Raw genomic sequence first — 24,514 nt, 5'->3', positions numbered from 1 at the left:
GGCTGCGGCTCAGGCTTGCGGCGCCAGGGTGAGGATCTCCGCCCCGTCGTCGGTGATGGCGACGGTGTGCTCGCTGTGCGCGGTCCGGCAGCCGGTGGCGCTGCGCAGCGTCCAGCCGTCCGGGTCGGTCGTGAGGGTCGCGGTGTCGGCCATCACCCACGGCTCGATCGCGAGGAGCAGGCCGGGGCGCAGGGCGTACCCGCGCCCGGGCCGGCCGTTGTTCACCACGTGCGGGTCCTGGTGCATCGTCGAGCCGACGCCGTGCCCCCCGAACTCGGTGTTCACGGTGTATCCGGCGTCGGTGAGGACGGTGCCGATGGCGTGGGAGAGGTCGCCGATGCGGGCGCCGGGCGCGGCGGCGGCGATCCCTGCCGCGAGAGCACGCTCGGTGGCGTCGATGAGCGCGAGGTCCGCGGGCGCGGCCTCGCCGACGACGAAGCTGATCGCGGAGTCCGCGACGATGCCGTCGAGCGAGACGGCGAGGTCGAGGGTGAGGAGGTCACCGTCCGCCAGCCGGTAGTCGTGGGGGAGGCCGTGCAGCACCGCGTCGTTGACGGAGGTGCAGATGTAGTGGCCGAAGGGCCCGCGGCCGAACGACGGTGCGTAGTCGACATAGCAGGACACGGCGCCCGCCTCGAGGATCATCGCCCTGGCCCACCGGTCGATGTCGAGGAGGTTCGTCCCGACCGTCGCGCGGTCGCGCAGCGTGTGGAGGATGTGGGCGACGAGCGCCCCGGTCGCTCGTGCACGGGGGAGCTCGCGGGGGCTGAAGATCTCGATCACGGGGGCCTCGTCCGTCGGTCCAACACTGTCCCGGTAATACTATCCCGGTATAGTCATCGGCATGGTCCGACTGCCGCACACCTCTGCCGACGTCGAACGCGGACGACGCCTCGGTGCCCTCCTGCGCGCCGCCCGGGGTGAGCGGTCCATCCTCCAGACCGCCCTCGACGCGGGCATCTCACCCGAGACCCTCCGCAAGATCGAGACGGGGCGCGTCGCCACCCCGGCGTTCCCGACGATCGCCGCGATCGCAGGCGTCCTCGCCCTGTCGCTCGACGCCGTCTGGGCGGAGATCACCGACGCTCAGCCGGCCGGCACGGGCCGGGCGTCCGCGGAGCGCCTCGCCTCGTAGGCGGCATCCGGCCGGTGCCCTCGGGTGCGGATCAGATCGACCGCGGCCACGTCCGCAGCAGCCGGTTGCGGCGCTCTCGGTCCCGGCCCGCGGTGACGAGCTCGCTGCCGAGGGCCACGACGATCGCCACGACGGCGCCCACCACGAGCACCGGACCGCCGTCCCACGTCGCGCCGGTCCGCGCCTCGACGGCGGCGGTCGTCGGGCCCACCACCACGAGGAGCAGCGACGCGCTGCCGGCGAGCAGCTGGGCCGCCCGCCGCACCGGCCCGCGGTCGCCGAGTACCTCCGCGGTGAGCCGCGGGTCGGGGCGGGTCGCCGGGATCCCGTCCGCGGTGCGGTCCGATCCCGCCGCGATCCCGTCGAGCACTCCCAGCAGGAGGCTGTGCCGCACCGCCTCGACGACGAGCGCCACGACGAGGAGCGCGACCGTCGCCACCGCGGACGCGAAGAGCGCGGCGAGGAGCCCTGCTCCGGGTTCCGGACCGTTCTCCACGACCCACGGGACCAGGGCGGGCGTGCCGGCTGCGGGTCCGAGGGCGACGGAAGCGGTGACGGAGAGAAGGGCGGCCGCCCCGAGCGCGAGCACCCGCGCGACCCGGTCCGCCCACACAGCGACGCGGTAGCGGCCCGGTAGCGGCACGGCCCGGACGGGCTGTTCGGCGTTGCCGGGGTCCGTCGGGCTGTGCCGCCAGGACACGGGCGTCGCCGCGAGTCGGCGACGCAGCACGGTCACGAGACGGACGAGCCCGACGCCCACCGCCACCGCGATCGCGCTGCCGAGGAGCGCCTCCGCTGCGCCGTCGCTGTCGAGCGTCGTCAGCGCGAGCACGACGAGGAACGTGCCGGTCCCTGCGAGGAGGAACCCGAGGATGCGCAACGTCGAGAAGGGCTTCATGTCGCTCGTGCCGTGACCGGCCCTGGCGACCGCGCGCTGGGCGGGAGTCGGGGGAGTGGCCTGGCATGCCGGCTCGCCCCGGTAGCGGGTGAGCCGGCGCGCGTAGAGCAGCGACCGCGCCGCGCTCACGAGGCACGCGGCGAGCCACAGCACGAGGAGTACGAGGACGGCGACACCGAGCGCACGGCGCGCGCTCGCCTCGAGGTCGACGGCGAGCGTCGCGTCCTGCTCCATGACGGCGAGCCCGAGGACGAGCACCGCTGCTCCGAGCGCGCCCCCCACCACGGCGGGCCACACGACGGCCCACACGGCATCGAGCACCCGCCCGGCACGGCCCAGCGGGTACTCGCGGTAGTGGACGACGTCGGACACGGCGCCGAGCGTAGCCCGAGTGCCGCGCGAGCCGCGCTCAGGTCGCGGGGCGAGGTGCAGCGGTCCGGTCCTGCCCCGCCACAGCCCCGCCGTGCCCGGCGCGCACGTGGTGCGGATCAGCGAGGCGTGACTGCCCCGGTGAAGTGCTCCTTACCGCTCTTCGCGTTCCAGCCGACGTACCGGTAGGCGCGAGGGCCCTGCCCGAACCCGGCCGCACCGTCGGGGGTGATCGCTACCGCGACCCGACCGGGCAGCAGGACGGGCTTGGCGAACTCCACGGTCCACTCGTACGCGTCGCCGCGAGCGAGGCCCACCTCGGCGAGCGCGCGCGACGCCGTGTACATCCCGTGGGCGATCGCCCGCGGGAACCCGAACGCCTTCGCGGTGAGGCCGCTGAGGTGGATGGGGTTCCGGTCCCCGGAGACGGCGGCGTACCGGCGGCCGGTGGCAGCGTCGAGCGTCCACCGACCGGTCGGGAACCGCACCGCCCGGGTGTCCGCGTCGTGACGAGGCGACGACCCGTAGGCGTCGGACAGCTCGAGCGCGCTCCCGGAGTTGTCCGACGCCGGGCTCTGGGCGCGTCGCTGGGCGTCGGACAGGTCGGGGGGTGTCGCGGCGGCGGGTGAGGAGGAGGTGGCGAGGTACGTCGAGACGCCGCGCCACACGACGCGCGTCGCGTCCCCCTCGCCGTACCGGGCGGCGACCTCCGTGACGAGGTCCACCTGCGTGCCACGTCGGTGGGGGCGGAGGTTGTCCGCCCACGCGTGCACCTCGAGCTCTTCGTCGGCCGTGATCTGCCGGTGGACGGTCACGTGGTTGGCGAGGTGCACCATGCCCGCGACGGGCAGCGGGAAGTCGGGACGGACCATGAGGGCCATGGCGACGGGGAACGCGAGGACGTGCACGAACCCCGCGGGGAGCCGGTCGTCCGCCGGCTCGCCGAGGAGCCGCTGGTAGGCGAGCAGGCGCTCCGGGTCCGCGACGACGCCGGCCACCCGGTACGTCACGTCGGGCAGGGACGGCGCGCCGGCGTCGTCCTGCCGGCCGAGGCCCGGCAGGTGTGCGAGCACCCGGCCGGGTCGTGGTGCGACTGCCCGCGCGTACAGCCCGCCGAGCCCTGGGACGTCGGGCAGCGTCCGCACCGTCGTCGGGCGGTCCGTGCCCGCGGTCCGACCGTTCGCCGTCACGTCGCTCACGCCCCTACGAGGTTCTGGCCGCACACCCGCAGCACCGTCCCGCTGATCCCGCCAGCAGCCGGTGAGGCGAGGAACGCGACGGCCTCGGCGACGTCGACCGGCTGCCCGCCCTGCTGCAGCGAGTTGAGGCGTCGTGCGACCTCTCGGGTCGCGAACGGGATCCGGGCCGTCATCTCGGTCTCGATGAACCCGGGGGCGACGGCGTTCGCCGTGCCCCCGACGTCGGCGAGCAGCGGGCCGGTGGCCCGCACCATCCCGATGACCCCGCCCTTGGACGCCGCGTAGTTCGTCTGGCCGCGGTTGCCCGCGATCCCGCTCGTCGAGGCGAGCGACACGATGCGCGGCGCGTCGCGGAACACGCTGGACGCGAGCAGGGCCTCGTTGATGCGCAGCTGAGCGGCGATGTTCACGGCCAGCACGGAGTCCCACGTCTCGGGCTTCATGTTGGCGAGCAGCTTGTCCCGCGTGATCCCTGCGTTGTGCACGACGATGTCCAGGCCACCGTGGCGCGCGCTGGCGTGCTCGATGATGCGCTGCCCGGCGTCGGGCGTCGTGATGTCGAGCTGCAGCGCCGTGCCGTGGATCTCGTTGGCGACGGCGGCGAGCTGCTCACCGGCTGCGGGGACGTCGACGGCGACGACGGTCGCACCGTCCCGAGCGAGGGTGCGCGCGATCGACGCACCGATGCCGCGCGCGGCCCCGGTGACGACGGCGACCCGCCCGGCGAGCGGACGCGAGGGGTCGTCGGCCGGCGCGCCACCGCTGCTGGACACGGTGAGGAACTGGCCGTCGACGAACGACGACTTCGTCGACAGCAGGAACGCGAGCGCCCCGCCGACGGACGGTGCGGCGAGCGGGACGTCGCCCGTGAGGACGATCCCGTTGCCGGTCGCGCCTGCCCGCAGCTCCTTCGCGAGCGACCGCAGCACCCCATCCACGCCTTGCCGGGCGGCGGCGACGGCGGGTGCGTCGTCAGGTGTGGCGGCCCGGGAGATCGTCACGACGCGGCCGCCGCGCTCGAGGGAGCGCAGGGCGCCCGCGAGCTCGAGCATCGGCGCGGAGAGGTCGTCCGGGTGGGCCGCCTCGGTGAGCACGACGACGATGGCGCCCCACCGGGGTCCGTTGGCGCCGGCGGGGTGACGGCGGACGTCGATCTCGGTGCCACCGCCGACCGTGTCGTTGAGCAGCAGCTGTGCCACGACGTCCGCGTCGTTGCCGGTCCCCACGGTCCCGCCGAGCACGAGCACCGGCCCGGGGACGGGCGGTGCGCCCGGGCTGTACCGGCGCAGGATCGCGGGGCGGGGCAGCCCGAGCTTCTTGGCGAGGGTCCCGGTGAGTCCCCCGTTGACGAGCGAGGTGTAGGTGTCGGTCACTGTGCTGCCTCGTTCCCGGCGTCCGCCGACTCGATGAGGGCCGCGACGCCGAGGCCGCCGGCGGCGCAGACGGAGATGAGCGCGCGGGCAGGGCGGCCGGTCTCCGCGGCGCGGGCTGCGACGAGCTTGGCGGCGGTCGCGACGATCCGGCCGCCGGTCGCGGCGAACGGGTGCCCGGCAGCGAGCGACGAGCCGTTGACGTTGAGGCGGGTGCGGTCGACCGTCCCGAGCGCACCGTCGAGGCCGAGCTCGGTGCGGCAGTAGTCCTCGTCCTCCCACGCGGCGAGCGTGGTGAGGACGGTGGAGGCGAACGCCTCGTGGATCTCGAAGAAGTCGATGTCGTCGAGCGTGAGCCCGTTGCGGGCCAGGAGGCGGGGGACGGCGTGGACGGGCGCCATGAGCAGGCCCTCGTGGCCGTGCACGTAGTCGACCGCCGCGGCCTCGCCGTCGACGACGCGGGCGAGGACGGGCAGGTCGTGCTCCGCCGCCCACTCGCGCGAGCCCAGCAGGACGACGCTCGCGCCGTCGGTGAGCGGGGTGGAGTTCCCCGCGGTCATCGTCGCCGGGACGTCGAGCGTCGTGCCGAAGACGGGCTTGAGGGAGGCGAGCTTCTCGAGGGACGTGTCCGCGCGCAGGTTCTGGTCGCGGGTCAGGCCCTTGAACGGGGTGACGAGGTCGTCGAAGAACCCCGCGTCGTAGGCGGCGGCGAGGTGGTGGTGGCTGTCGTAGGCCACCTGGTCCTGGGCCTCGCGGGTGATGCCCCACCGGGCGGTGGTGATCGCCTGGTGCTCGCCCATCGACAGCCCGGTGCGGGGCTCGTCGGTCTGCGGGGTGCTCGGCGCGATGTCGCGGGGGCGCAGCGCGGAGAACGCCTTGACGCGGGCGGCGAGCGTCTTGGCGTGCGAGGCCTTGAGCAGCACGTGGCGCAGGCCCTCGGAGACGGCGATGGGTGCGTCGGAGATCGTGTCGGTCCCACCGGCGATCGCGGACTCGATCTGCCCGAGGCGGATCTTGTTGCTCACGCCGATGACGGCCTCGAGGCCGGTCGCGCAGGCCTGCTGGAGGTCGTACGCGGGGGTCTGGGGGGACAACGAGGAGCCGAGGACGCACTCGCGGACGAGGTTGAAGTCCCTGGAGTGCTTGAGCACCGAGCCGCCGACCACCTCGCCGATGCGCTCACCCTGGAGGCCGAACCTGGCGACGAGGCCCTCGAGGGCTGCGGTGAACAGGTCCTGGTTGCTCGCCGTGGAGTACTTCCCGCCCGCGCGTGCGAAGGGGGTGCGGTTCCCTCCGACGATGACGGCGTCTCGGGTGGTCGGAGGGGTCGGGGTGGGCGGGGTACCAGACACTAGAGAGCTCCTCGCGTCGTTGCTGGATAGGTCGTACCGATGTCCAGCACCCACAGTACCTGATACTGTCGGTTCTGTGAGTCCTGCCACAGAGATGACGACGCCTCCCGGCACCCAGACTGGTGCCGACGGACGCAGCACGCGCTGGGACGACCACCGAGCGGCCCGGCGGATCGCTCTCGTGCACGCCGCACGACGAGCCGTCCACAAGGCCGGCCCCGAGATCTCCATGGACGAGATCGCCGCGTACGCGAAGACCTCGAAGTCCATCGTCTACCGCTACTTCACCGACAAGCCGGGCCTCCAGCTCGCGGTCGGTGAGGCCGTCGTCGCGCAGATGCGTGACGCGCTCGCCGACGCAGCACGCACGGCGACGACCCCCCGCGACTCCCTGCGCTCCATGGTCGCGGTGTACCTCGAGATGATCGAGCACTCACCGAACGTCTACTACTTCGTCACCCGGACCGCTCCCGGCCTGCCGTTCCTCGACTCGATGATCGAGCTCGTCGCCCAGCCCTTCGCGCAGGAGATGCGTGCCGACCCGTCCGACGCCGCAGCCTGGGGCGCCGGTGCCGTCGGGTTCGTGCGCGGCTCCGGGGAGTGGTGGCTGGAGAACCGCTCCGAGGCGGGTGCACCCACCCGCGAGGAGCTCACCGACCGCGTCACCGCATGGCTGTGGGGTGGGCCCGTCGGGGTCCTCGCCCGTGACCGCACCCGCACCTGACCGCACCCGCACCCGCACCTGAGCCCGTCCGGAACCCGGACACCGACACTGAGCACCGACCCGCACGCCAGCAGATCCTGCGCCGATGGAGGAACCGCCATGACCACCCTCTCCGACCGTCCCGCGTCCGGGCGGTCCACCGCCGACACGAGGGTCCCGCCCGCCGACCCGGGCATCGACGTCGCCTCCCTCGGCCAGGACCTCCTGGGGCGCTGGGCGGAGCTGCGCGCCGCGGCGCGCGTGATCGCCGGCGACCCCCGCTTCCACAAGCAGGAAGGCCTGTCGGTCGGCGAGCACCGCGCGCGCGTCCTCGACCAGCTCCGGCTCCTCGTGCAGCAGGAAGGTGTCCTGCGGGCGTTCCCCGAGCGTCTCGGCGGCAAGGACGATGCCGGCGGAAACCTCGCCGGTTTCGAGGAGCTCCTCGCGGCCGACCCGTCGCTGCAGATCAAGGCGGGGGTCCAGTTCGGGCTCTTCGGTGCCGCGATCCTCCACCTCGGGACGCCCGAGCAGCACGACCGGCTCCTGCCCGGCGCCATGAGCGTCGACGTGCCCGGCGCGTTCGCGATGACCGAGACGGGCCACGGGTCCGACGTCGCGAGCATCGGGACGACCGCCACGTACGACCCGGCGACGCAGGAGTTCGTCATCCACACCCCGTTCCGTGCGGCGTGGAAGGACTACCTCGGCAACGCCGGCGAGCACGGCACCGCAGCCGTCGTCTTCGCGCAGCTCGTCACGGCGCCGCCGGGAGGCCGGCCCGTCAACCACGGCGTGCACGCCTTCTACGTCCCGATCCGCGAGACGCTGCCCGACGGCACGGCCGGTGCGTTCCTGCCCGGCATCGGTGGCGAGGACGACGGCCTCAAGGGCGGGCTCAACGGCATCGACAACGGCCGACTGCACTTCGACCACGTCCGCGTCCCGCTCCAGGACCTCCTCGCGCGCTACGGCCAGGTCGCACCTGACGGCACCTACACGTCGTCGATCGACAGCCCCGGACGCCGGTTCTTCACGATGCTCGGCTCGCTCGTCCAGGGTCGCGTGTCCCTGGACGGCGCTGCGGGCGCCGCGAGCAAGATCGCCCTGGCGATCGCCGTGCGCTACGGCAACGAGCGCCGCCAGTTCACCGCCGCGTCCGACACGGACGAGGAGGTGCTCCTCGACTACGGCGAGCACCAGCGCCGCCTGCTCCCGCTCATCGCCGAGACCTACGCGGGGCACTTCGCGCACGACCGGTTGCTCGACCTCTTCCACGCCGTGTTCTCCGGGGAGATGGACACCGCGGAGGCACGCGAGGACCTCGAGACGATGGCTGCGACCCTCAAGCCGACCTCGACGTGGCGGGCGCTCGACGTGCTGCAGACCGCCCGCGAGGCGTGCGGCGGCGCGGGGTTCCTCACCGAGAACCGGCTCGTCTCGCTGCGCGCGGACCTCGACGTCTACGTGACGTTCGAGGGCGACAACACCGTCCTGCTGCAGCTCGTGGGCAAGCGGCTCCTCACGGACTTCTCGAAGGACCTCAAGGGGATCGACGGCATCGGTATGGCGCGGTTCGTCGTCGAGCGCGCAGCGGACACGGTGCTCTACAAGACACCCCTGAGCCGGATCGCCCAGGGGATCGTCGACTCCGGCTCGGTCCGCCGGTCCGCCGGTCACCTGCGCGAGGAGGCGACGCAGCGAGAGCTCCTCACGGACCGCGTCGAGGCCATGGTCGCGGAGCTCGGCACCGCGCTGCGCCCGGCGAGCAAGCTGTCCCGTGTCGCCGCCGCGCAGCTGTTCAACACCCACCAGCACCAGCTCATCGAGGCCGCACGCGCCCACGCCGACCTCGTCCAGTGGGAGGCGTTCACGCAGGGGCTGAGCTCGATCTCGGACGAGGGCACCCGTCAGGTCCTCACGTGGGTGCGCGACCTCTACGGCCTCACGGTCATCGAGAAGAACCTCGCCTGGTACCTCATCAACGGCCGGCTCTCCGGGCAGCGGGCGCGCACCGTGACGTCGTACATCGACCGCCTCATCGCGCGGCTGCGCCCTCATGCCCAGGACCTCGTCGACGCCTGGGGCTACGGCCCCGAGCACCTGCGCGCCGCCATCGCGTCGGGCGCGGAGAAGATCCGGCAGGACGAGGCCCGCGAGTACTACCGCCTGCGGCGCGCCAGCGGCGACGAGCCCATCTCGGAGAAGGCGCTCAAGGCGCGCCAGCGCTGATCCACGCGGCGGGGCCCCGGCCGGGGCCCCGCCGCGTCACACCGGGTTGCAGCGAGCCGCGACGTACGAGAGGAACGAGACGTCCGGCCGCCAGGGCTCGAGGTTCCACGTCGCCTTGTCCGGTGCCCCGATCTGGTGGCACCGGAACTGGTGCTCCATGACGGTGCTGTCCACCGACGCGTCCGCCTCGACGAGGTCCGCCCAGCCGTACGTCTGCCCAGCCATGCCGGATACCCGACCCCACTGGGACGGTGTGACGGCCAGTGACGTCCCGCCCTCGTTGTCGCCCCACGCCGTCCCGGCGACCACCGAGGCCCCGACATGGACGGTGACCGTCACGGGGAACGCGGCGTCGTCGGGCAGTGGGAGGTCGAGCGCGAGCGTGCCCCCGTCGGTTGCGGGGGGTGTCTCCCACGACACCCGGACCGGGAGGCCGGAGGCATCGGTGACGACCGGCGCCGCGAACCCCGCGACGAGGGGTCCCTGCGGGCTGACGAGCGCGGCGGTCTGGTCGAGCTGGACCTCGAGGGTCGTGCCGTCGGGGACGGTGACGACGTAGCGGACCCGGGGCGGGTCCTCCGGCGTGCCCGCGGTGTCCGCGCCCGGCGGGGCGCCGACGATCGTCGTGAGGACGGCGCCCGTGTCGGCGTCGGGCGCGACGGCCGTCGAGGCGTCGCCAGAGAACACCGGGACCGGCCCTGAGGCATCGACCGGGACGAGCGTCACGCCGGGGCCTGTGGATGGAGGCTCGGACGGGTTGTCCGTTGGCGACGTGAATGTCGGAGATGCCGTGCTCGTGGGAGACTCCGGGGGTGAAATACCGGGTGAACATGCACACAGCCCCAACGAGGCGATGATCCAGACGCTCGAACAATAGAGCCGAGATCGCGCGGATTCTCCCCGGACAGATGGGAAGAACTGCTGGCCGCGGGCTCTCATCGTCGTTCTCCACCTGTTGCACGGTTCAGAAAAGGACAGTATGAGCGTGCTCACCGATGCCGACGTGAGTGTCTCGTGGGGCGTCGCCCTCGCGGGCGCGGAGCTCTATGCCGCAGCCCGCCTGCTCGACGACCGCGAGCGCCACCGCGCGTCCGCCATCCATAACGACCTTACCCAGCGCCGGTTCATCTCGGCCCACGCGATGCGACGGATCATGGTCGCCCAGCGCCTGGGCTGGGATCCTCGCGAGCTCGTCTTCGAGAGCCTCGGCCAGTACGGCAAGCCCGAGCTCGTGTACCCCCCGTTGCGGATGTTCTCCAACATCGCGACCGCCGGGGACCGCGTCGTGTGCGCCGTCACCGACTCCGGGCCGGTGGGCGTGGACGTGGAGTCCCACGACGTCATCGACGAGGCTGACGCGTCCGGTGGCATCGACGACGTGCTCCTCACTCCGGCGGAACGTGAGGTGCTCCTCGAGTTCCCGCACCGCAGCGCGGCGCTCACGCGCTGGTGGGTCCGCAAGGAGGCGGTGCTCAAGGCGACCGGCGACGGCATGACCCTCCCGCCGCCCGACCTCGAGATGAGCGCGCCCGACGAGGCCCCTCAGCTCCTGCGCTGGCAGGGCCGCCCGGTCCCCGCGACGTGGATGTCCGACATCGACGTCGGCCCCGGGTACGAGGCCGCGGTCGTCGTCCTCGTCTGAGACGGGTCAGCGCGCGGCGAGGACGAGCTGTCGCATCGTCGCGACGTCGTACGGTGCCGCCCCACGTCGCTCACGCAGGGCTCCGCGGGCAGCGAGCTGCACCGCGTCGTTGACCGGGGTCGCCACGCCGTGCAGCCGCCCGAGGAGCGAGATCTCACCGTTGAGGTAGTCGACCTCGATACCTGTGGCTCCTCGGGCGAGGCTCTGCCAGGTGGAGCTGCCGCCCCGTTCGCCGTCGCCGACGGGGAGCACCTGGACCGAGTCTCCTCGACGAGCCGCCTCCTGATCCGGTGTGGAGAAGTCGATGCCAGCGGCGGTGAGCGCTGCTTCCCCCTCGCGGCGCAGCTCCTCCGAGAGGTCTCGGGCGTCCGCGTCGCCGCCGACGAGAGCCTCGAGCCCGTTGCGGAGGTTGCTCAGGAGCTTGCCGTACTTCCACCGCATCACCTGGGCGTCCTCGATGGCGGCGAAGTGGCTCTTCCCGAGGTCGAGCGCCATCTGTGCCGTCACCTCGTCGAGCTGACCAGGCATCCGGCCGATCGTCAGCATCCCCGAGCAGGGAGAACCCTCGGCCTGGACGACCCCGGGGGTGAGGTAGGACGCGGGGAGCCACAGGCACACCGGGTAGACGCGACGGAACACCCGCAACGCGGCGATCTCGTTCGCGACCCCGTTCTGCGCGGTGACGAGAGGGAGCCGGTGCGCAGCGGGCGTGCCCTGCGCACCGACGGGTACGTCCGCCCAGTCCGCCAGGACGCGGGCGGTGTCCTGCGACTTCACGGCGGAGACGAGCACGTCGCCGTCGTCGAGCCGGAGCTCGTCAGGGCCGGAGACGACAGGCACGGGGAGTGTGGTGGAGCCCTGCGGGGTCTCGAGGACGAGACCGTTCGACGCGATGGCGTCGAGGTGCTTCCCACGTGCGACGAGCACGACGTCATGACCGGACTCGAAGAGTCGGGCACCGATGGTCCCGCCCACGGCGCCAGCGCCGACGATGATGTATCTCATCGCCCGATCCTAGGGGGGCGGTGTCGCGCACGGGCGGTGACCGTTGTGTCTGCGTGCGTCGCCCCCTAGGGTCGCGGGCATGACGAGCACTGACGGTGCCGCGACGAGGGCGACGGCGCTCATCGGCATGCTCCTCGTCGGGGCGGTCGCAGGAATCCGGTCGTGGACGCCGGCGTCGACGTTCCTGGGTGCCGCGCCGGAGGCCGTCCCCGGCGCTGCGGTCCACCTGGCGCTGCTCGCGCTCGCGTGGGGCGTGCTGCGGGCGTCCGGGAGCAGCCTGCCGGGATCGCCCGGGGAGCTGGTGACGGTCCTCGCGGGCGCCGTGCGGTGGGTCCTCGTCGCAGGGACCGCCGCCTTCGGGGTCACGCTCGCCGCGACCGGCGTCGTCCACGCGGTCCGCGACCGTGACCCGCGCTACGCGTTCCACGACGAGCTCGTACCGTCCGCGAGCGAGGCGTGGCTCGCCACCCTCGCGGGCATCGGCCGGGGGCTGGTCCTCCTCGTGATCCTCACGGTCCTGGGTGTGGCTCTGCAGACCCTCGTCCGGCGGCTGCCCGTGACGGTCGCGATCGCGGGTGGGTACGTCCTGTTCGAGGTGTACCTGGCGCAGCTGCCCGGGGCGGTCCGGCTGCTCGGCTTCTTCGTGGCGGCCGTCGCGCACGGGGGCCGGGGCGTGGTCACCGACGGGGAGAGCATGCTCGTCCAGGGGTGCATCCCGGATCCCGCGGGCACGGGGTGCGCGTCGCCGGTGCTCGTCGCGCACGCCAGCGCTGCGGAGGGCGCCCTCGTGCTCGTCGTGGTGACCGGGCTCGTCATGGCGCTCGCGGTCGGGCGCGTCCTCCTGCTCCGCGGAGCGCCTCCGGTGCCCGCCGAGGGTGGCGCCGGGCGCGGGTGAGACGGCGTCCGCCCGCGGGCGCCCCACGGCTAAACTGACCGCGTCTCGGCCAGCCGTGCTCCGTCGTCGGGCACACCATCGATGAGGGAACTGATGACCGCCCCCAGCAAGCCCACCCTGGACACCGTCGAGCACGCAGCAGCCACACCGGACGAGGAGCAGCCGTACGCGGCCCTCGGGCTCAAGCCCGAGGAGTACCAGCGGATCCGCGACATCCTCGGGCGGCGCCCCACCGCGGCCGAGCTCGCGATGTACTCGGTCATGTGGTCCGAGCACTGCTCGTACAAGTCGTCCAAGGTGCACCTGAGCACGTTCGGCGCCAAGACGACGGACGAGATGAAGAAGCACCTCCTCGTCGGCATCGGGGAGAACGCGGGCGTCGTCGACATCGGTGACGGCTGGGCCGTGACGTTCAAGGTCGAGTCCCACAACCACCCGTCCTTCGTCGAGCCGTACCAGGGCGCCGCGACCGGTGTCGGCGGCATCGTCCGCGACATCATCTCCATGGGCGCGCGCCCGGTGGCCGTCATGGACCAGCTGCGCTTCGGCGCCGTCGACCACCCGGACACCGCGCGCGTCGTGCACGGTGTCGTCGCGGGCGTCGGCGGCTACGGCAACTCTCTCGGCCTGCCGAACATCGGTGGGGAGCTCGTCTTCGACTCCTCCTACCAGGGCAACCCGCTCGTCAACGCCCTGTGCCTCGGCGTGCTGCGCCACGAGGACATCCACCTCGCCAACGCGTCCGGCACGGGCAACAAGGTCATCCTCTTCGGTGCGCGCACCGGGGGCGACGGCATCGGTGGCGCCTCGATCCTCGCGTCGGAGACGTTCGAGGACGGCGTCCCCGCGAAGCGCCCCAGCGTCCAGGTGGGCGACCCGTTCATGGAGAAGGTGCTCATCGAGTGCTGCCTCGAGCTCTACGCCGCGAAGGTCGTCGAGGGCATCCAGGACCTCGGCGCCGCGGGCATCTCCTGCGCCACCTCGGAGCTCGCGTCCAACGGTGACGGCGGCATGCACGTGTGGCTCGACGACGTGCTGCTGCGCGACCCGTCGCTCAACGCCGGCGAGATCCTCATGTCCGAGTCGCAGGAACGCATGATGGCTGTCGTCACGCCCGAGAAGCTCGACGCGTTCCTCGCGATCACCGGCAAGTGGGACGTCGAGACCGCCATCATCGGTGAGGTCAACGGCTCGGGCCGCCTGACGATCGACCACCACGGCGAGCGGATCGTCGACGTCGACCCCAAGACCGTCGCCCACGAGGGACCGGTCTACCACCGCCCCTACGCGCGCCCGGCCTGGCAGGACGGCCTCAACGCCGACACCGTCGTCGCCGCCGGCCTCGCCCGCCCGGAGACCGCGGAGGAGCTCCGCGCCACGGCGCTACGTCTGCTGTCCTCGCCGAACCTCGCCTCCAAGGCGTGGGTCACCGACCAGTACGACCGCTTCGTCCAGGGCAACACCGCGCTCGCCCAGCCCGACGACGGCGGCGTCATCCGCGTCGACGAGTCGACCGGTCTCGGCGTCGCGCTCGCGACGGACGCCAACGGGCGCTACTCCAAGCTCGATCCCCGCACCGGCGCGCAGCTCGCGCTCGCCGAGGCGTACCGCAACGTCGCCGCGACCGGCGCCCGCCCGCTGGCCATCACGGACTGCCTGAACTTCGGTTCGCCCGAGGACCCCGACTCCATGTGGCAGCTCGTCGAGGCCATCGAGGGCCTTGCCGACGGGTGCCAGACGCTCGGCGTCCCCGTCACCGGCGGCAACGTGTCCCTCTACAACGGCACCGGCGAGCCCGGGCAGATCGACTCCTCGATCCACCCGACGCCGGTCGTCGGTGTGCTCGGTGTGCTCGACGACGTCTCCCGTGCCACCGGGTCCGGCTGGCGCACCGCGGGCGAGGCGATCTTCCTCCTCGGCACCACGCGCGCGGAGCTCGACGGGTCCGCCTGGGCCGACGTCGTGCACCACCACCTCGGTGGCCTCCCGCCGCGGCTCGACCTCGCCGCCGAGCGGGCGCTCGCGGAGGTGCTCATCAACGCGACGCGCGACGAGCTCGTCGACGCCGCGCACGACCTCTCCGAGGGCGGGCTCATCCAGGGACTCATCGAGGCGAGCCTGCGGTTCGGCGTCGGGGCACGCGTCTCCATCGACGGTGTCGTCTCGCGCGACGGCGTGACCCCGTTCGAGGCGCTGTTCTCCGAGTCCGCAGCCCGGGCGCTCGTCGCCGTGCCGCGCGGCGAGGAGGTCCGTTTCGTCGACGCGTGCGTCGCCCGCGGCGTGCCGTACCTGAAGATCGGCGAGGCAGGCCACGACGTCGACGGTGTCGAGGCGCTCGAGATCGAGGGCCTGTTCACGCTGCCGCTCGACGAGGCCCGCGAGGCGCACACCCGGACGCTGCCGGCCATCTTCGGCTGATCTCGCCGACGATCCGCCTGATCGAGCGCCACACACGGGGCGCCACCGGAGACCGGTGGCGCCCCGCGTCGTCTCAGCTGCGGAACTCGTGGAGTTGCACCTTCCGTAGCGTCATGTGGTCCGGTGGACCCACGTCCCGCCCCCGAGGAAGGCCCGCTCATGAGTTCGTCCGTCATCCCGCCACGCCAGGTCATGATCGGTGACGCAGCATCGTTCGTCGGGACCACGCCACGGGCGATCCGCCACTACCACGCGATCGGCCTGCTCCCTGAGCCCGAGCGGGGCAGCGACGGCCGTCGCCGCTACGGCTACGAGGAGATGATCCGGCTGTTGTGGATCCGCAGGATGGCGGACGCCGGAATCGCCCTCGGCGAGATCCGTGACGCCTTCGCTGACGCGGCTCCTGCTGACGCGGCTCCTGCGGGCGCCAGCGACGTCGCACGTGCCTTGGAACGGTTGGAGCGCAGCCTCGCGGCTCAGGATGCGGAGCTGCGGCGGCAGCGGGCCGCCGTGCAGCGCATGCGCGCCCGGGGCAGTCGGGTGGGCCTGCTCTCCGACGCCGTGGCCCGCCGCCTCGAGACCGTGCCTGAGGGTGCCCTGCGCCAGCCCGACCTCGACAACCTGCTCGTCATCGAGCGGACGCTCGGCCCGCTCGTCGCGGCCGTCAACACCACCCGGTACGTCGCCCTGGCGGCACACCCGGAGCTGCGGGAGGAGTCCGACCGCGTCGACGCTGCCGAGGAGGCGCTCGACGACACGGTGGCGGTCGACGACCCGCGCGTGGCGCAGGTCGCCGCCGCCCGGGCCGCCTTCGAGCGGGCGCTGGACGCCGTCATCGAGGAGTCCGGCCTGGCGCAGGCCGACGAGGCGCTCATCGACTCCTGGGACGACGATGAGCACCCCGCGACCGCGTACGAGGGCGAGGACGAGGTCCGCCGAGGTCCGGGCGCGGGGCGGGGGGCCGCGAGCGTCTTCGACGCCATCGGAAAGATGCCCTACGACTTCTCCTCGGCCCGCCTGCGGTGCATGGAGCTGGCCGTGGAGCTCGTCGCTCGCGAGTCACCCGCGCCGTGAGCACCGCGGCCCGGCCCGCCACCGTCCGAGGCTAGAACCCGACGCGACGGATCCGACGAGCCGGCCAACGGGCTGGACCCTCAAGGAATGGCGTGGCTCAAACGATTCCTGCGCGAGTACACCGACCAGGGCAACACTCTGTTGCTGTCGTCCCATATCCTCTCGGAACTCCAGGAGTTCGTCGACGAGGTCGTCGTGATCGGCGGTGGGGGACTCCTCGCCCATGACTCGCTCGCAGGTTTTCTCGACGCCCACGGAGGACGTCATGTCCTCGTTCGAGCGGACAACATGCGCCGTTGAGGCGATTTCTTGGGCGAACGTGCAGATATGCCCGTGTTTGACGGGGTACGGTTACGGGTTCATGGACTGTCGCTCGAGAGCGTGGGGTGCTCGCGCGAGAGTGCGACGTCACGCTCTACGAGTTGTATGCGGAGTCAGCCAGCGTCTGACAGGCATACCTGTCCGTCTCGGCGGGGCATAGCCGTGCAGCAGTCGTCGGTGTTCCGCTTCTGGTCCCGCAAGGGAGGTGATGGCATGAAGAGAATGGTCCGCTACGAATAGCGGCGCCTTCGCTCCGTGCGAACGACCTAGTTCAAGCCGGCTTGTCGATCGAGGAGCCGCTCATCATGGCCGTCCACTCAGACTTCACCACAGCATTGGCAGTCCTCGCGGCCTTCGCGACGGGAGTGTTGGTCCTGGCGCTTGTCGCATTCCGGCGGGAAGACGTCCGCACGGGGTGAAGAGATCAAGATTGAGCATTCAAGAAGCAATCGCACCGGATCATCAAGAGAGAGACAGGCAGCATGAACATGATAAAGCCGATCCTCGGCGTCTTTGTCGCCGTCAGTCTCGTGATGATTGCTGCACTTATCTACGATGCCGTTGCTCGCGCCGGCGGCGCTGGGTCCTGGATACTCGCAGCTGTTTGGCTCGTGGGGCTGGTCTGCGTCGTCGGAGCTGTGCTCCGAAGCGTGGCAAACAGCTGATTCGTCCGACTGCGGATCGCGCTGTCATCTCGAAGGGAATGCGATGACTGCGTCAGTCCCAGCAGCCAAGGCCTGGACGCGGTACACGAAGTGTGCTCTGTTGTTCGTGGCCCTCGAGAAGTACGCGCCGTTCCGCCCACTCATAGGGTGGCGTGGGTTCATCGCAGTCCTGTTCTCATTGCGTTGCTTGCTGGTGGTTGCCGGAGTGCTGGCCGGTGCGGTGCTGGGGGTGGCTGTCCCTCGACTATTCGAAGACAACCCCCACTCGCTTGAGCTGGGAGTCTTCGTGGTCCTGGTCGCCGACGGCTACCTCATTGCTGCTGTCTGGGTGAAGCAAGCTACTGGGCAGCAGCTCCAGCAGGTCGTGGATCCACCCAACGGGGCCCTGTTCAGAGCACTGGACATGCCGCCGCTGGCCGTCTTCGCCGCCTACTCCGCTGTGCCTACCCTGATCATTTACCTTGCCATCGTGACCTCGAACGTGGTCGCGCTCTGGCTGCTCGAGTCCACGCGCGGAGGCTTCGCGGCCCACTCGTGGGTGCTGCTGGTGCCTGTCCTGGGACTGCTCGTGACGCTGTGCACCACGGCCACGTTGGCGGTTCGGTCACGCCCGTCGCGGCTGGTAGATCCCCGCGAGACTGTGCTTGTCCTGGGACTGGTCGCCTGTGCGGGCGTAGGCATCGGTCGCGTCGTCGCAACGGTCAGCGTCGGCGGCCTCGAGGTGCTCGGTGGGTCATGGCTCGACGATCCTCCCGGATGGGTGCTCACTGCAGGCTCGGCTCTCGTGCCCCTGGTGGGAGGGGTTCTGCTGTGGCGGTTGAGGGTGCTTTCTCACCACTCATTCTTTCTGGGCCAGCGATCTCCTGCGAAGAAGCACCACCCCAAGCGACTTTCCCGGTATGGGGTTGTCACGACGGCATACCATCGTGCTGCGCGTGAGTTCGGGACGCACAGGTCCGCGGCGACTCTAGGCAAGAGTGCACGCACGATAGTCGCCGCGATGGTGTTCCTGCTCGGTCTCGTGGTGGGCGGGGCGCGACTTGATCCAACCGTCGTCCGTCAGTGGGTCTTCCCTGCGACCACGGGTTACCTCTTCATCACCTTGTTGATCATGGTGGGCCTGACATTCAGCATCGTGGGCCCCAGTTCCATGATCAACCGGTACCGTTTCGAGTGGGAGAACTCCGGGCTCACCGGCATTCACATCGCGGGGAACGCTTTGGTGTTCCACCTCGTCCTCGTGACACCACCAGCGATCATGGTGGCACTCGCCCAGACTGTCATGTCGGGGACGGTCTCTCTGAAGCCCTTGGCGATGGCGTGGGCCCTGGTTGGTGCCGCGACCATCGGCGAGACGGTCGTCCCTCCGCGGATCCGAGTTGATGGAACGTCAACCCCGGGTCCCCTCGCGCCCTTCGTCATCTTGTTGCTCACGGCTCCCGCGCTGGGTATGGGAAACGGCCCGTGGTGGAGCCTGGCCCAATGCGCTTATGCCACGATCCTTCTAGGAGTAGGTATCCAATGTCTGAGCCTTCGTATCCAACGCCTGCCCTTGAGTTCAGCGGTGTCACAGCCGGGTACCGGAGCGACCGCGGTCCTGTCCTCGAAGGCGTCAGCTTCGCATTCTCCCGCGGAGCCCTCACCCGTATAGGTGGCGACAATGGGACCGGAAAGACAACCCTGCTGGAGGTAGGGAGCGGCTATCTGCGGCCCTGGTCCGGCAGCGTGCTCGTGGACGGCCACGCCGCGCACACCAGCTCAGCTCGCGCGAAACGGCGGGTGTGTCGCACGCAACTGGCGCTCTATCCGAACATGACTGTTGCCGAGCACCTGGAATTCGCCTCAGGCTGCATAGGGCGATCCGTTGAGGAGTCGCGCGTCCGGGCGGAGCGGTACGGGCTCTCGCCGTGGCTGCACCACGAGGCGAAGGAGCTGTCGACGGGAAACGCTCGGAAGCTGTGGCTCCTCATGTGCACGCTGGGCGACTTCGACCTCGTCTTGCTCGACGAACCGATGAACGGGCTCGACGCTGGTGCGTGCGAGGTCCTCTGGGACGAGATCGAGGGCTGGCGGACCACCAAGGCAGTGGTTCTCATTGCGCACCAGCTACCCAGCACGGTTGCTCCGGACGTCATCCTGAACCTCGGTGGACGGGAACGTGAGCCTGTTGGTCGCTCGCAGGTTGCGTGAGCAAGTGCCGGGCCCCGCGACGGTCCGGTGCTGGGCGGCTACGACCACGGGTCGTCGTCGGAGACCCGTGGCCTGGAATGAGAGTGGGGGACCTCCAGGTCGGTCAGCGACGACGAGTGAGCAGCCCGCCCTTCTCCCGTAGCCCGGGAGAAGGGCCTGAAGCGCACCGTCAGGACGGTGGCGACCAGCGTGGGGTGGCCGGTGTGGCTCGTCGCGGCGAACCGCGGCCGATAGCGTCAGCGGTCGCTGGACCAGGTGGTCCGGGTCAGAACCCGACGCGACGGATCCAGGAGGCGAACACGTCGAACCACGCGTCCGTGGCGTCGCCCTGGATGCGCGCACCGAAGCCGTGCCCACCGTCGACGTACCCGTGGGCCTCGACCTTCGCGCCGGCCTTCTGCCACGCCGTGTACAGGCGCAGGCAGGACGGGACGATCGACTCGTTGAGCTGGTCGTTCGTCGCCCAGGCGAGGAACATCGGCGGCGCGGGCTCGGGGACGACGACGTCGTCCCACCACGCCGGGTAGATCGGCGCGACGAACGCGGGCCGGTCCTCGGGCGCACTGTCGAACAGTGTCGTGAGGGTGACGAAGCCACCGGCGGAGAAGCCGACCATGCCGACCTTCTGCGGGTCGATGCCCCACTCCTCGGCGTTCTCCCGGACGGTGCGCAGCGCCGCGACGCCGTCCTCGAGGGCGGGCGCCCGACGTGACTGGGAGATCTCACCCATGTTGGCGCGGTCCGCGAAGAGCTTCTCCATGTACGGGCCGACCTCGGAGGGCTCCACCGGGGTGGGCGCGAGCCGGTAGCGCAGGACGAACGCCGCGATGCCCTGCTCGTTGAGGCGCTGCGCCATGCGCTCACCCTCATTCGTGATCGCGAGGAAGTGCAAAGCACCGCCCGGGACGACGATGACGGCCGTGCCGGTCGCCTTGTCGGGATCGGGCAGGTAGGGGGTGAGGGTCGGGACGGAGACGTTCCGCAGGAGACGCTCGCTGCCCGACGGCTCGTCGGTGTCGACCTGCGTGATGGTGGTGTCCTCGACGTCGTCGTGGCGCAGGACGATCGCTTCCAGGGTCTTCATGTTTCTCTCCTCGTCGTTGAGTCCCATGAGGATAGTTCGACGGATCGACAGAATGCGTCAGGATGCGGGCGGCGGCCTCCGCGGCGTGGCTCGAGGGATACCGTCGGCGGGACGCCCGGGACGGTCCGGGCGGCGGGACGAACGGTGGTCGTGCAGGTGGAGCGGGTCGGAACGGTCGTCGTCGGCGGCGGGGTCATGGGGTCGGCGGCAGCGTGGGCGCTCGCGGGTGCGGGCCGGGAGGTGGTGCTCCTCGAGCGCTTCGAGCCCGGGCACGTGCGGGGCGCGTCGCACGGGGCGTCGCGGATCTACCGCACGACGTACCCGGAGCCGGAGTACCTCGACCTCGCCCAGGAGGCACTCGGACTGTGGCGCGGGCTGGAGGCGGACTCCGGTCTTGAGCTGCTCACCCTCACGGGCGGGCTGAGCGGCGGGACCGGAGACACGGCGCGGCCCGCGATCGCCGAGGCGTTCGCGGCCCGGGGGATCGCGCACGCGTGGTTCTCCGCGGACGAGGCGGCCGAGCGGTGGCCGGGGCTGCGCTTCGACGGGCCTGTCCTGCACGAGTCCGAGACGGCGGGACGGCTGCATGCGGACCGTGCCGTCGAGGCGTTCCAGGCCGTCGCGCGGGCACGTGGCGCGCAGGTGCGGCACGGGGTGCAGGTCCTCGGGCTCGAGGACGAGGCTGGTGCTGTCCGTGTCGTGACCGACGGCGGAGAGCTTCTTGCGGAGCGGGTCGTGGTCGCGGTCGGGGCGTGGAGCGCCGGTCTGGTCGGGCCGCTGCTCGGTCGCGGTGCCGCGGCTGACGGCAGGGCGCTGCCGCTCGTCGTCACGCAGGAGCAGCCCGCGCACTTCGCGCTGCGCGAAGGTGCGCCCGCCGAGGCCCAGTGGCCGAGCTTTACCCAGGACCTCGGCCCGGCGCTCGCCGGACCGGGCGCCCGGTGGCCGAGCGGCACGTACGGCCTCGCGACGCCGGGGGAGGGCATCAAGGTCGGCTTCCACGGGGTCGGGCCGCGGACGGACCCCGACCACCGCACCTTCCAGCCGGAGTCCACCCAGCTCGCACAGCTGCTCGACTACGTGGAGCAGTGGGTGCCGGGCATCGACCCGTCCACCGCCGTCCCCATCTCCTGCACGTACACGACGACGCCGGACCACGACTTCGTCCTCGACCGGGTCGGGCGCGTGACGGTCGCAGCCGGGTTCTCGGGCCACGGCTTCAAGTTCGCGCCGGCACTCGGGCGGGTGCTGCGGGACCTGGCGACGGAGCCGGTCGACGGCCCGGTCGGTGCGTCGGCGGAGCGGTTCCGGCTGGCGCGGTTCGCGGGCCGCGGCGCCTAGGGAGGCGGCGGTCCGCTCGACACGGACGTGCTCAGGCACACACCCGGGACGGCCCTGAGCGCGCCGGGGGCGGCCGCAGAATGGAGGGATGACCTGCGCGACCCCCACCCGGACCTCCAGCCCGAACGGCTTCGAGCTCCGGTCCGTGCACCTGAGCGACCCTCTCGTGCGTCCCCTCCTCGACGACCTCCACAGCACGTACGTCCGCCTGTACGCCGCGCTGCTCGGTGAGGAGCTGCTCGGCGCGGAGATGAGCCACTACGAGGCCGACGAGTTCCTCCCGCCCGACGGGGACTTCCTCCTCCTCATGGAGGCCGGCGTCGCCGTCGCTGGCGGTGCGTTCCGCCGCCGGACGGAACCGGAGGAGGGGGACATCAGCCGCAGCCCCCACCCCCACGCGGGCAGGGACCGCACCGGCGCTCCGGCCGTCCCCACCGCGGAGCTCAAGCGGATCTGGACGCACAGCGACCACCGCCGTCGGGGGCTCGCCCGCATCGTCCTCGCGGAGCTCGAGGCGCGCGCCGCGGCAGCCGGCTACGAGCGTCTCTTCCTCACGACGGGCTCCCGGCAGCCCGAGGCCGCGAACCTCTACGTCGCGACGGGCTACACCCAGCTGTACGACCCGCTCACCCACACGGACGCCGACGGCCCCCTGGCCTTCGAGAAGTGGCTCGTCCCACCGACTCAGGTTTGCGGCCTCACGCTCTAAGTCGTGGCCGACTCAAACCTCGACCAAAATCACCCCATCTATATCGAAGTTGACGGCGGCAAGACGTTACGATCGCGACATGTCACTACCGACGGCCAGGTTGCGTTCCCTCGAATTCGATGGACTTTTTGGGTCCCATGATGACCAGATATGTCTGGATTCAGAGCGACCAACGGTCCTCACTGGCGCGAACGGCACCGGGAAGTCGACGCTTCTACGGATGGTCAGTGCTGCATCAAATGGTGATCTCGCGACCCTTGCGTCTGCGCCGGTTCGCCGCTTTAGGATGTCCTTTGATGACATTCCAGACTTCGAGATATCGCGAGACTCCGACGTGTCCCCTGCGATTCTCCGGTGGGGTGCGCACACCGGTGAACTCGAACTAGGTGCGAGCATGCGAGATCTCCCTACTTGGGCTTTTCAAGCCTTGAGTGAACGTGGATTCGATACCGAAGGTGCCGCGGATGATCTAGCGGATGCCGCTCAATCTGCGGGTGCTCCCTTCCTCGAGTATCGTGCAGTCCGTGAAGCCATCGCCGCGGAAAATCGGCGTACCACTCTCCTTGCGCCAGATTGGCTTCCAGAGTTTGCGAAGGCATTCCCGGTCCTTTTCGTAACAGACCAGCGACTTGTCCTCGAGCCTCAGTCCAAACCGCATGCGAGAGGCGCTGGAGGAGCTCGAAAGACCCGGCTCGCCGTTGAATCGGCATCCTCGGATATCGCCGAGCAATTGAGTCGAGCCGATTCGGACTACGCGCGGTCGTCGCAGCAGCGAGACCGCGAACTGCCCAAAGCGATTCTCGACGCAATGATGGATGCGCGTCTCGACGTTTCGCCCGAGGAGCTCGCGGCTCTCGTGAGCGACACGAACCTGCGGCGCGAAGCGCTGAGGGCTGTCGGCTTGCTCGACGAGAATCAATTCTTCGAGCCGGACCTCGCTGCGGGGGGGATCGACGATGAGAATGTCCGCCGCGTGATGCATGTAGTCCTTAAGACCACCTTGGCTAAGTTCCAATCGCTGGGAATGCTCGAGAAGAGACTTAGCACCTTCAAGCGGTTCTTGGACGATCGTTTCGAACCGAAAGTCCTGCAACTGAGTCGGAATGAGGGGATGCGATTCGGTCTGCGAGACGAATCCATCATTCGTCCCCGACAGCTGAGTTCGGGCGAGCAGCAAATAACGGTCCTGGCTTATGAAATCTTGTTCAAGACCGAACCGGGGACCCTGGTGATCGTCGATGAGCCGGAAATCTCGTTGCACGTCCTCTGGCAAGACACGCTGATTGAGGACCTGCACCGCATGGGGGATGCGTCAGGTGTTCAATTTCTGATGGCGACGCACTCGCCTATGATTCTTGCGGGGCATCCGGATCTTGAGCGCGCGCTAATGAGTTCGGAGCTTCGGTGACGCTCACGTACACTTCCCCCGCCGCCTTCGCGCAATCGGTCCGCCTCCGACTGCAGGGAACGAATCGGTCGGTCCCTTTCCTCATCGTGGAGGGGGTGGCCGATCGTCAGGCCTTCGACTCATTTCTCGATCCAGGGGTGAAGGTCCTGCCCGCGAGGGGCAAGGATAGATTGCTCGAATTGCGAAAACACATGAAGCCGGAAGAACTCTCTAGGTGTACGCTGCTAATCGATTGTGACGGACTAGTGTCACCGGACTGGTTCCAATCCGGAGCCGTTATTGTGTCAACAAATCGAGACCTCGAAGCGGATCTCATGATGGAACTGGGCGCCTTCGATAGGGTCGCTCGTGATTATTTGGCGCCGGAGTGTGATGACGGCCGGATGATCGCCGACCGTGTCGCGAGGGTCCGCACTTTCGTGCTGGATTTCACGGCTGCGCTTGGCGTTCTCCTGGACGCGGCTAGGAGCCTCCGCTACGTGATTCGCGTCACAGACCCAATCACGAAGA

22 protein-coding genes are annotated in these 24,514 nt (G+C 70.5%); 14 read left to right on the top strand and 8 right to left on the bottom strand.

Annotated features, from left to right (window positions below; translation table 11 throughout):
- Positions 1 to 9: 9 nt before the first annotated feature.
- Complete coding sequence (gene map / locus AC2AXK_RS01205; RefSeq protein ID WP_484343505.1) at positions 10 to 783, bottom strand: type I methionyl aminopeptidase; 774 nt, start codon at positions 781 to 783, stop codon at positions 10 to 12.
- A 61-nt stretch (positions 784 to 844) separates the two neighbouring features.
- Here map and AC2AXK_RS01200 point away from each other — a divergent pair, with 61 nt between their 5' ends.
- On the top strand, positions 845 to 1,135 hold the full coding sequence (locus AC2AXK_RS01200) for a helix-turn-helix transcriptional regulator (RefSeq protein ID WP_484343504.1): 291 nt from the start codon (positions 845 to 847) through the stop codon (positions 1,133 to 1,135).
- Between the two features lie 31 nt (positions 1,136 to 1,166).
- Here AC2AXK_RS01200 and AC2AXK_RS01195 read toward each other — a convergent pair whose 3' ends face one another.
- From AC2AXK_RS01195 to AC2AXK_RS01180, 4 genes are all read right to left on the bottom strand, one after another.
- Positions 1,167 to 2,405 carry a hypothetical protein gene (locus AC2AXK_RS01195; protein ID WP_484343503.1) on the bottom strand — a complete coding sequence of 413 codons (1,239 nt, stop codon included), beginning with the start codon at positions 2,403 to 2,405 and terminating at the stop codon, positions 1,167 to 1,169.
- Between the two features lie 116 nt (positions 2,406 to 2,521).
- Positions 2,522 to 3,601: a MaoC family dehydratase gene (locus AC2AXK_RS01190; RefSeq protein ID WP_484343502.1), complete on the bottom strand. Its 1,080-nt coding sequence runs from the start codon at positions 3,599 to 3,601 to the stop codon at positions 2,522 to 2,524.
- A complete protein-coding gene (locus AC2AXK_RS01185; RefSeq protein WP_484343501.1) occupies positions 3,598 to 4,974 on the bottom strand; it encodes a 3-oxoacyl-ACP reductase in 1,377 nt (458 codons plus the stop codon). Before AC2AXK_RS01185 ends, AC2AXK_RS01190 begins: the two co-directional genes overlap by 4 nt.
- Positions 4,971 to 6,323, bottom strand: a complete 1,353-nt coding sequence (locus tag AC2AXK_RS01180; protein WP_484343500.1) for an acetyl-CoA C-acetyltransferase — start codon at positions 6,321 to 6,323, stop codon at positions 4,971 to 4,973. The genes AC2AXK_RS01185 and AC2AXK_RS01180 overlap by 4 nt, the downstream gene beginning before the upstream one ends.
- Before the next feature lie 76 nt (positions 6,324 to 6,399).
- Between AC2AXK_RS01180 and AC2AXK_RS01175 the strand changes: the two genes are divergently transcribed.
- Positions 6,400 to 7,047: a TetR/AcrR family transcriptional regulator gene (locus AC2AXK_RS01175; protein ID WP_484343499.1), complete on the top strand. Its 648-nt coding sequence runs from the start codon at positions 6,400 to 6,402 to the stop codon at positions 7,045 to 7,047.
- 99 nt (positions 7,048 to 7,146) lie between these two features.
- Positions 7,147 to 9,255 carry an acyl-CoA dehydrogenase family protein gene (locus AC2AXK_RS01170; RefSeq protein WP_484343498.1) on the top strand — a complete coding sequence of 703 codons (2,109 nt, stop codon included), beginning with the start codon at positions 7,147 to 7,149 and terminating at the stop codon, positions 9,253 to 9,255.
- Positions 9,256 to 9,291: 36 nt separating this feature from the next.
- On the opposite strand, the gene AC2AXK_RS01165 is transcribed toward AC2AXK_RS01170, so the two are convergent.
- Positions 9,292 to 9,981, bottom strand: a complete 690-nt coding sequence (locus tag AC2AXK_RS01165; protein WP_484343497.1) for a DUF2599 domain-containing protein — start codon at positions 9,979 to 9,981, stop codon at positions 9,292 to 9,294.
- A 259-nt stretch (positions 9,982 to 10,240) separates the two neighbouring features.
- On the opposite strand from AC2AXK_RS01165, the gene AC2AXK_RS01160 reads away from it, so the two are divergent.
- Entirely contained in the window at positions 10,241 to 10,897 is a 657-nt protein-coding gene (locus AC2AXK_RS01160) for a 4'-phosphopantetheinyl transferase family protein (protein ID WP_484343496.1), read from the top strand.
- Positions 10,898 to 10,903: 6 nt separating this feature from the next.
- Here the strand turns inward: AC2AXK_RS01160 and AC2AXK_RS01155 are convergent, their stop codons facing one another.
- Complete coding sequence (locus tag AC2AXK_RS01155) at positions 10,904 to 11,902, bottom strand: ketopantoate reductase family protein (protein ID WP_484343495.1); 999 nt, start codon at positions 11,900 to 11,902, stop codon at positions 10,904 to 10,906.
- Between the two features lie 79 nt (positions 11,903 to 11,981).
- Between AC2AXK_RS01155 and AC2AXK_RS01150 the strand changes: the two genes are divergently transcribed.
- From AC2AXK_RS01150 to AC2AXK_RS01120, 7 genes are all read left to right on the top strand, one after another.
- The gene (locus AC2AXK_RS01150) at positions 11,982 to 12,797 is read left to right on the top strand and encodes a hypothetical protein (RefSeq protein ID WP_484343494.1); all 816 of its coding nucleotides are present in this window, start codon (positions 11,982 to 11,984) and stop codon (positions 12,795 to 12,797) included.
- Between the two features lie 93 nt (positions 12,798 to 12,890).
- Positions 12,891 to 15,215, top strand: a complete 2,325-nt coding sequence (gene purL, locus AC2AXK_RS01145; RefSeq protein WP_484343493.1) for a phosphoribosylformylglycinamidine synthase subunit PurL — start codon at positions 12,891 to 12,893, stop codon at positions 15,213 to 15,215.
- A gap of 159 nt (positions 15,216 to 15,374) precedes the next feature.
- The gene (locus AC2AXK_RS01140) at positions 15,375 to 16,289 is read left to right on the top strand and encodes a MerR family transcriptional regulator (RefSeq protein WP_484343492.1); all 915 of its coding nucleotides are present in this window, start codon (positions 15,375 to 15,377) and stop codon (positions 16,287 to 16,289) included.
- Between the two features lie 87 nt (positions 16,290 to 16,376).
- Positions 16,377 to 16,589: a hypothetical protein gene (locus tag AC2AXK_RS01135; RefSeq protein WP_484343491.1), complete on the top strand. Its 213-nt coding sequence runs from the start codon at positions 16,377 to 16,379 to the stop codon at positions 16,587 to 16,589.
- Positions 16,590 to 17,092: 503 nt separating this feature from the next.
- Positions 17,093 to 17,275, top strand: a complete 183-nt coding sequence (locus AC2AXK_RS01130) for a hypothetical protein (protein WP_484343490.1) — start codon at positions 17,093 to 17,095, stop codon at positions 17,273 to 17,275.
- Between the two features lie 106 nt (positions 17,276 to 17,381).
- On the top strand, positions 17,382 to 18,926 hold the full coding sequence (locus AC2AXK_RS01125; RefSeq protein WP_484343489.1) for a hypothetical protein: 1,545 nt from the start codon (positions 17,382 to 17,384) through the stop codon (positions 18,924 to 18,926).
- Entirely contained in the window at positions 18,923 to 19,465 is a 543-nt protein-coding gene (locus AC2AXK_RS01120) for an ATP-binding cassette domain-containing protein (RefSeq protein WP_484344232.1), read from the top strand. The genes AC2AXK_RS01125 and AC2AXK_RS01120 overlap by 4 nt, the downstream gene beginning before the upstream one ends.
- Positions 19,466 to 19,730: 265 nt before the next feature.
- On the opposite strand, the gene AC2AXK_RS01115 is transcribed toward AC2AXK_RS01120, so the two are convergent.
- Entirely contained in the window at positions 19,731 to 20,549 is an 819-nt protein-coding gene (locus AC2AXK_RS01115) for an alpha/beta hydrolase (RefSeq protein ID WP_484343488.1), read from the bottom strand.
- Between the two features lie 144 nt (positions 20,550 to 20,693).
- Between AC2AXK_RS01115 and AC2AXK_RS01110 the strand changes: the two genes are divergently transcribed.
- The 3 genes from AC2AXK_RS01110 to AC2AXK_RS01100 all read left to right on the top strand — a co-directional run bounded on the left by AC2AXK_RS01110 (position 20,694) and on the right by AC2AXK_RS01100 (position 24,004).
- A complete protein-coding gene (locus AC2AXK_RS01110; protein ID WP_484343487.1) occupies positions 20,694 to 21,887 on the top strand; it encodes an FAD-dependent oxidoreductase in 1,194 nt (397 codons plus the stop codon).
- Positions 21,888 to 21,975: 88 nt separating this feature from the next.
- Positions 21,976 to 22,596, top strand: a complete 621-nt coding sequence (locus AC2AXK_RS01105; RefSeq protein ID WP_484343486.1) for a GNAT family N-acetyltransferase — start codon at positions 21,976 to 21,978, stop codon at positions 22,594 to 22,596.
- A gap of 394 nt (positions 22,597 to 22,990) precedes the next feature.
- Entirely contained in the window at positions 22,991 to 24,004 is a 1,014-nt protein-coding gene (locus AC2AXK_RS01100; RefSeq protein WP_484343485.1) for an AAA family ATPase, read from the top strand.
- Positions 24,005 to 24,514: the final 510 nt, after the last annotated feature.

The sequence above is a fragment of the Sanguibacter sp. Z6_81 genome, from assembly GCF_057180625.1.
Note: the sequence above shows the minus strand (reverse complement) of the source record. Positions and strands in the feature narration are given on the sequence as shown.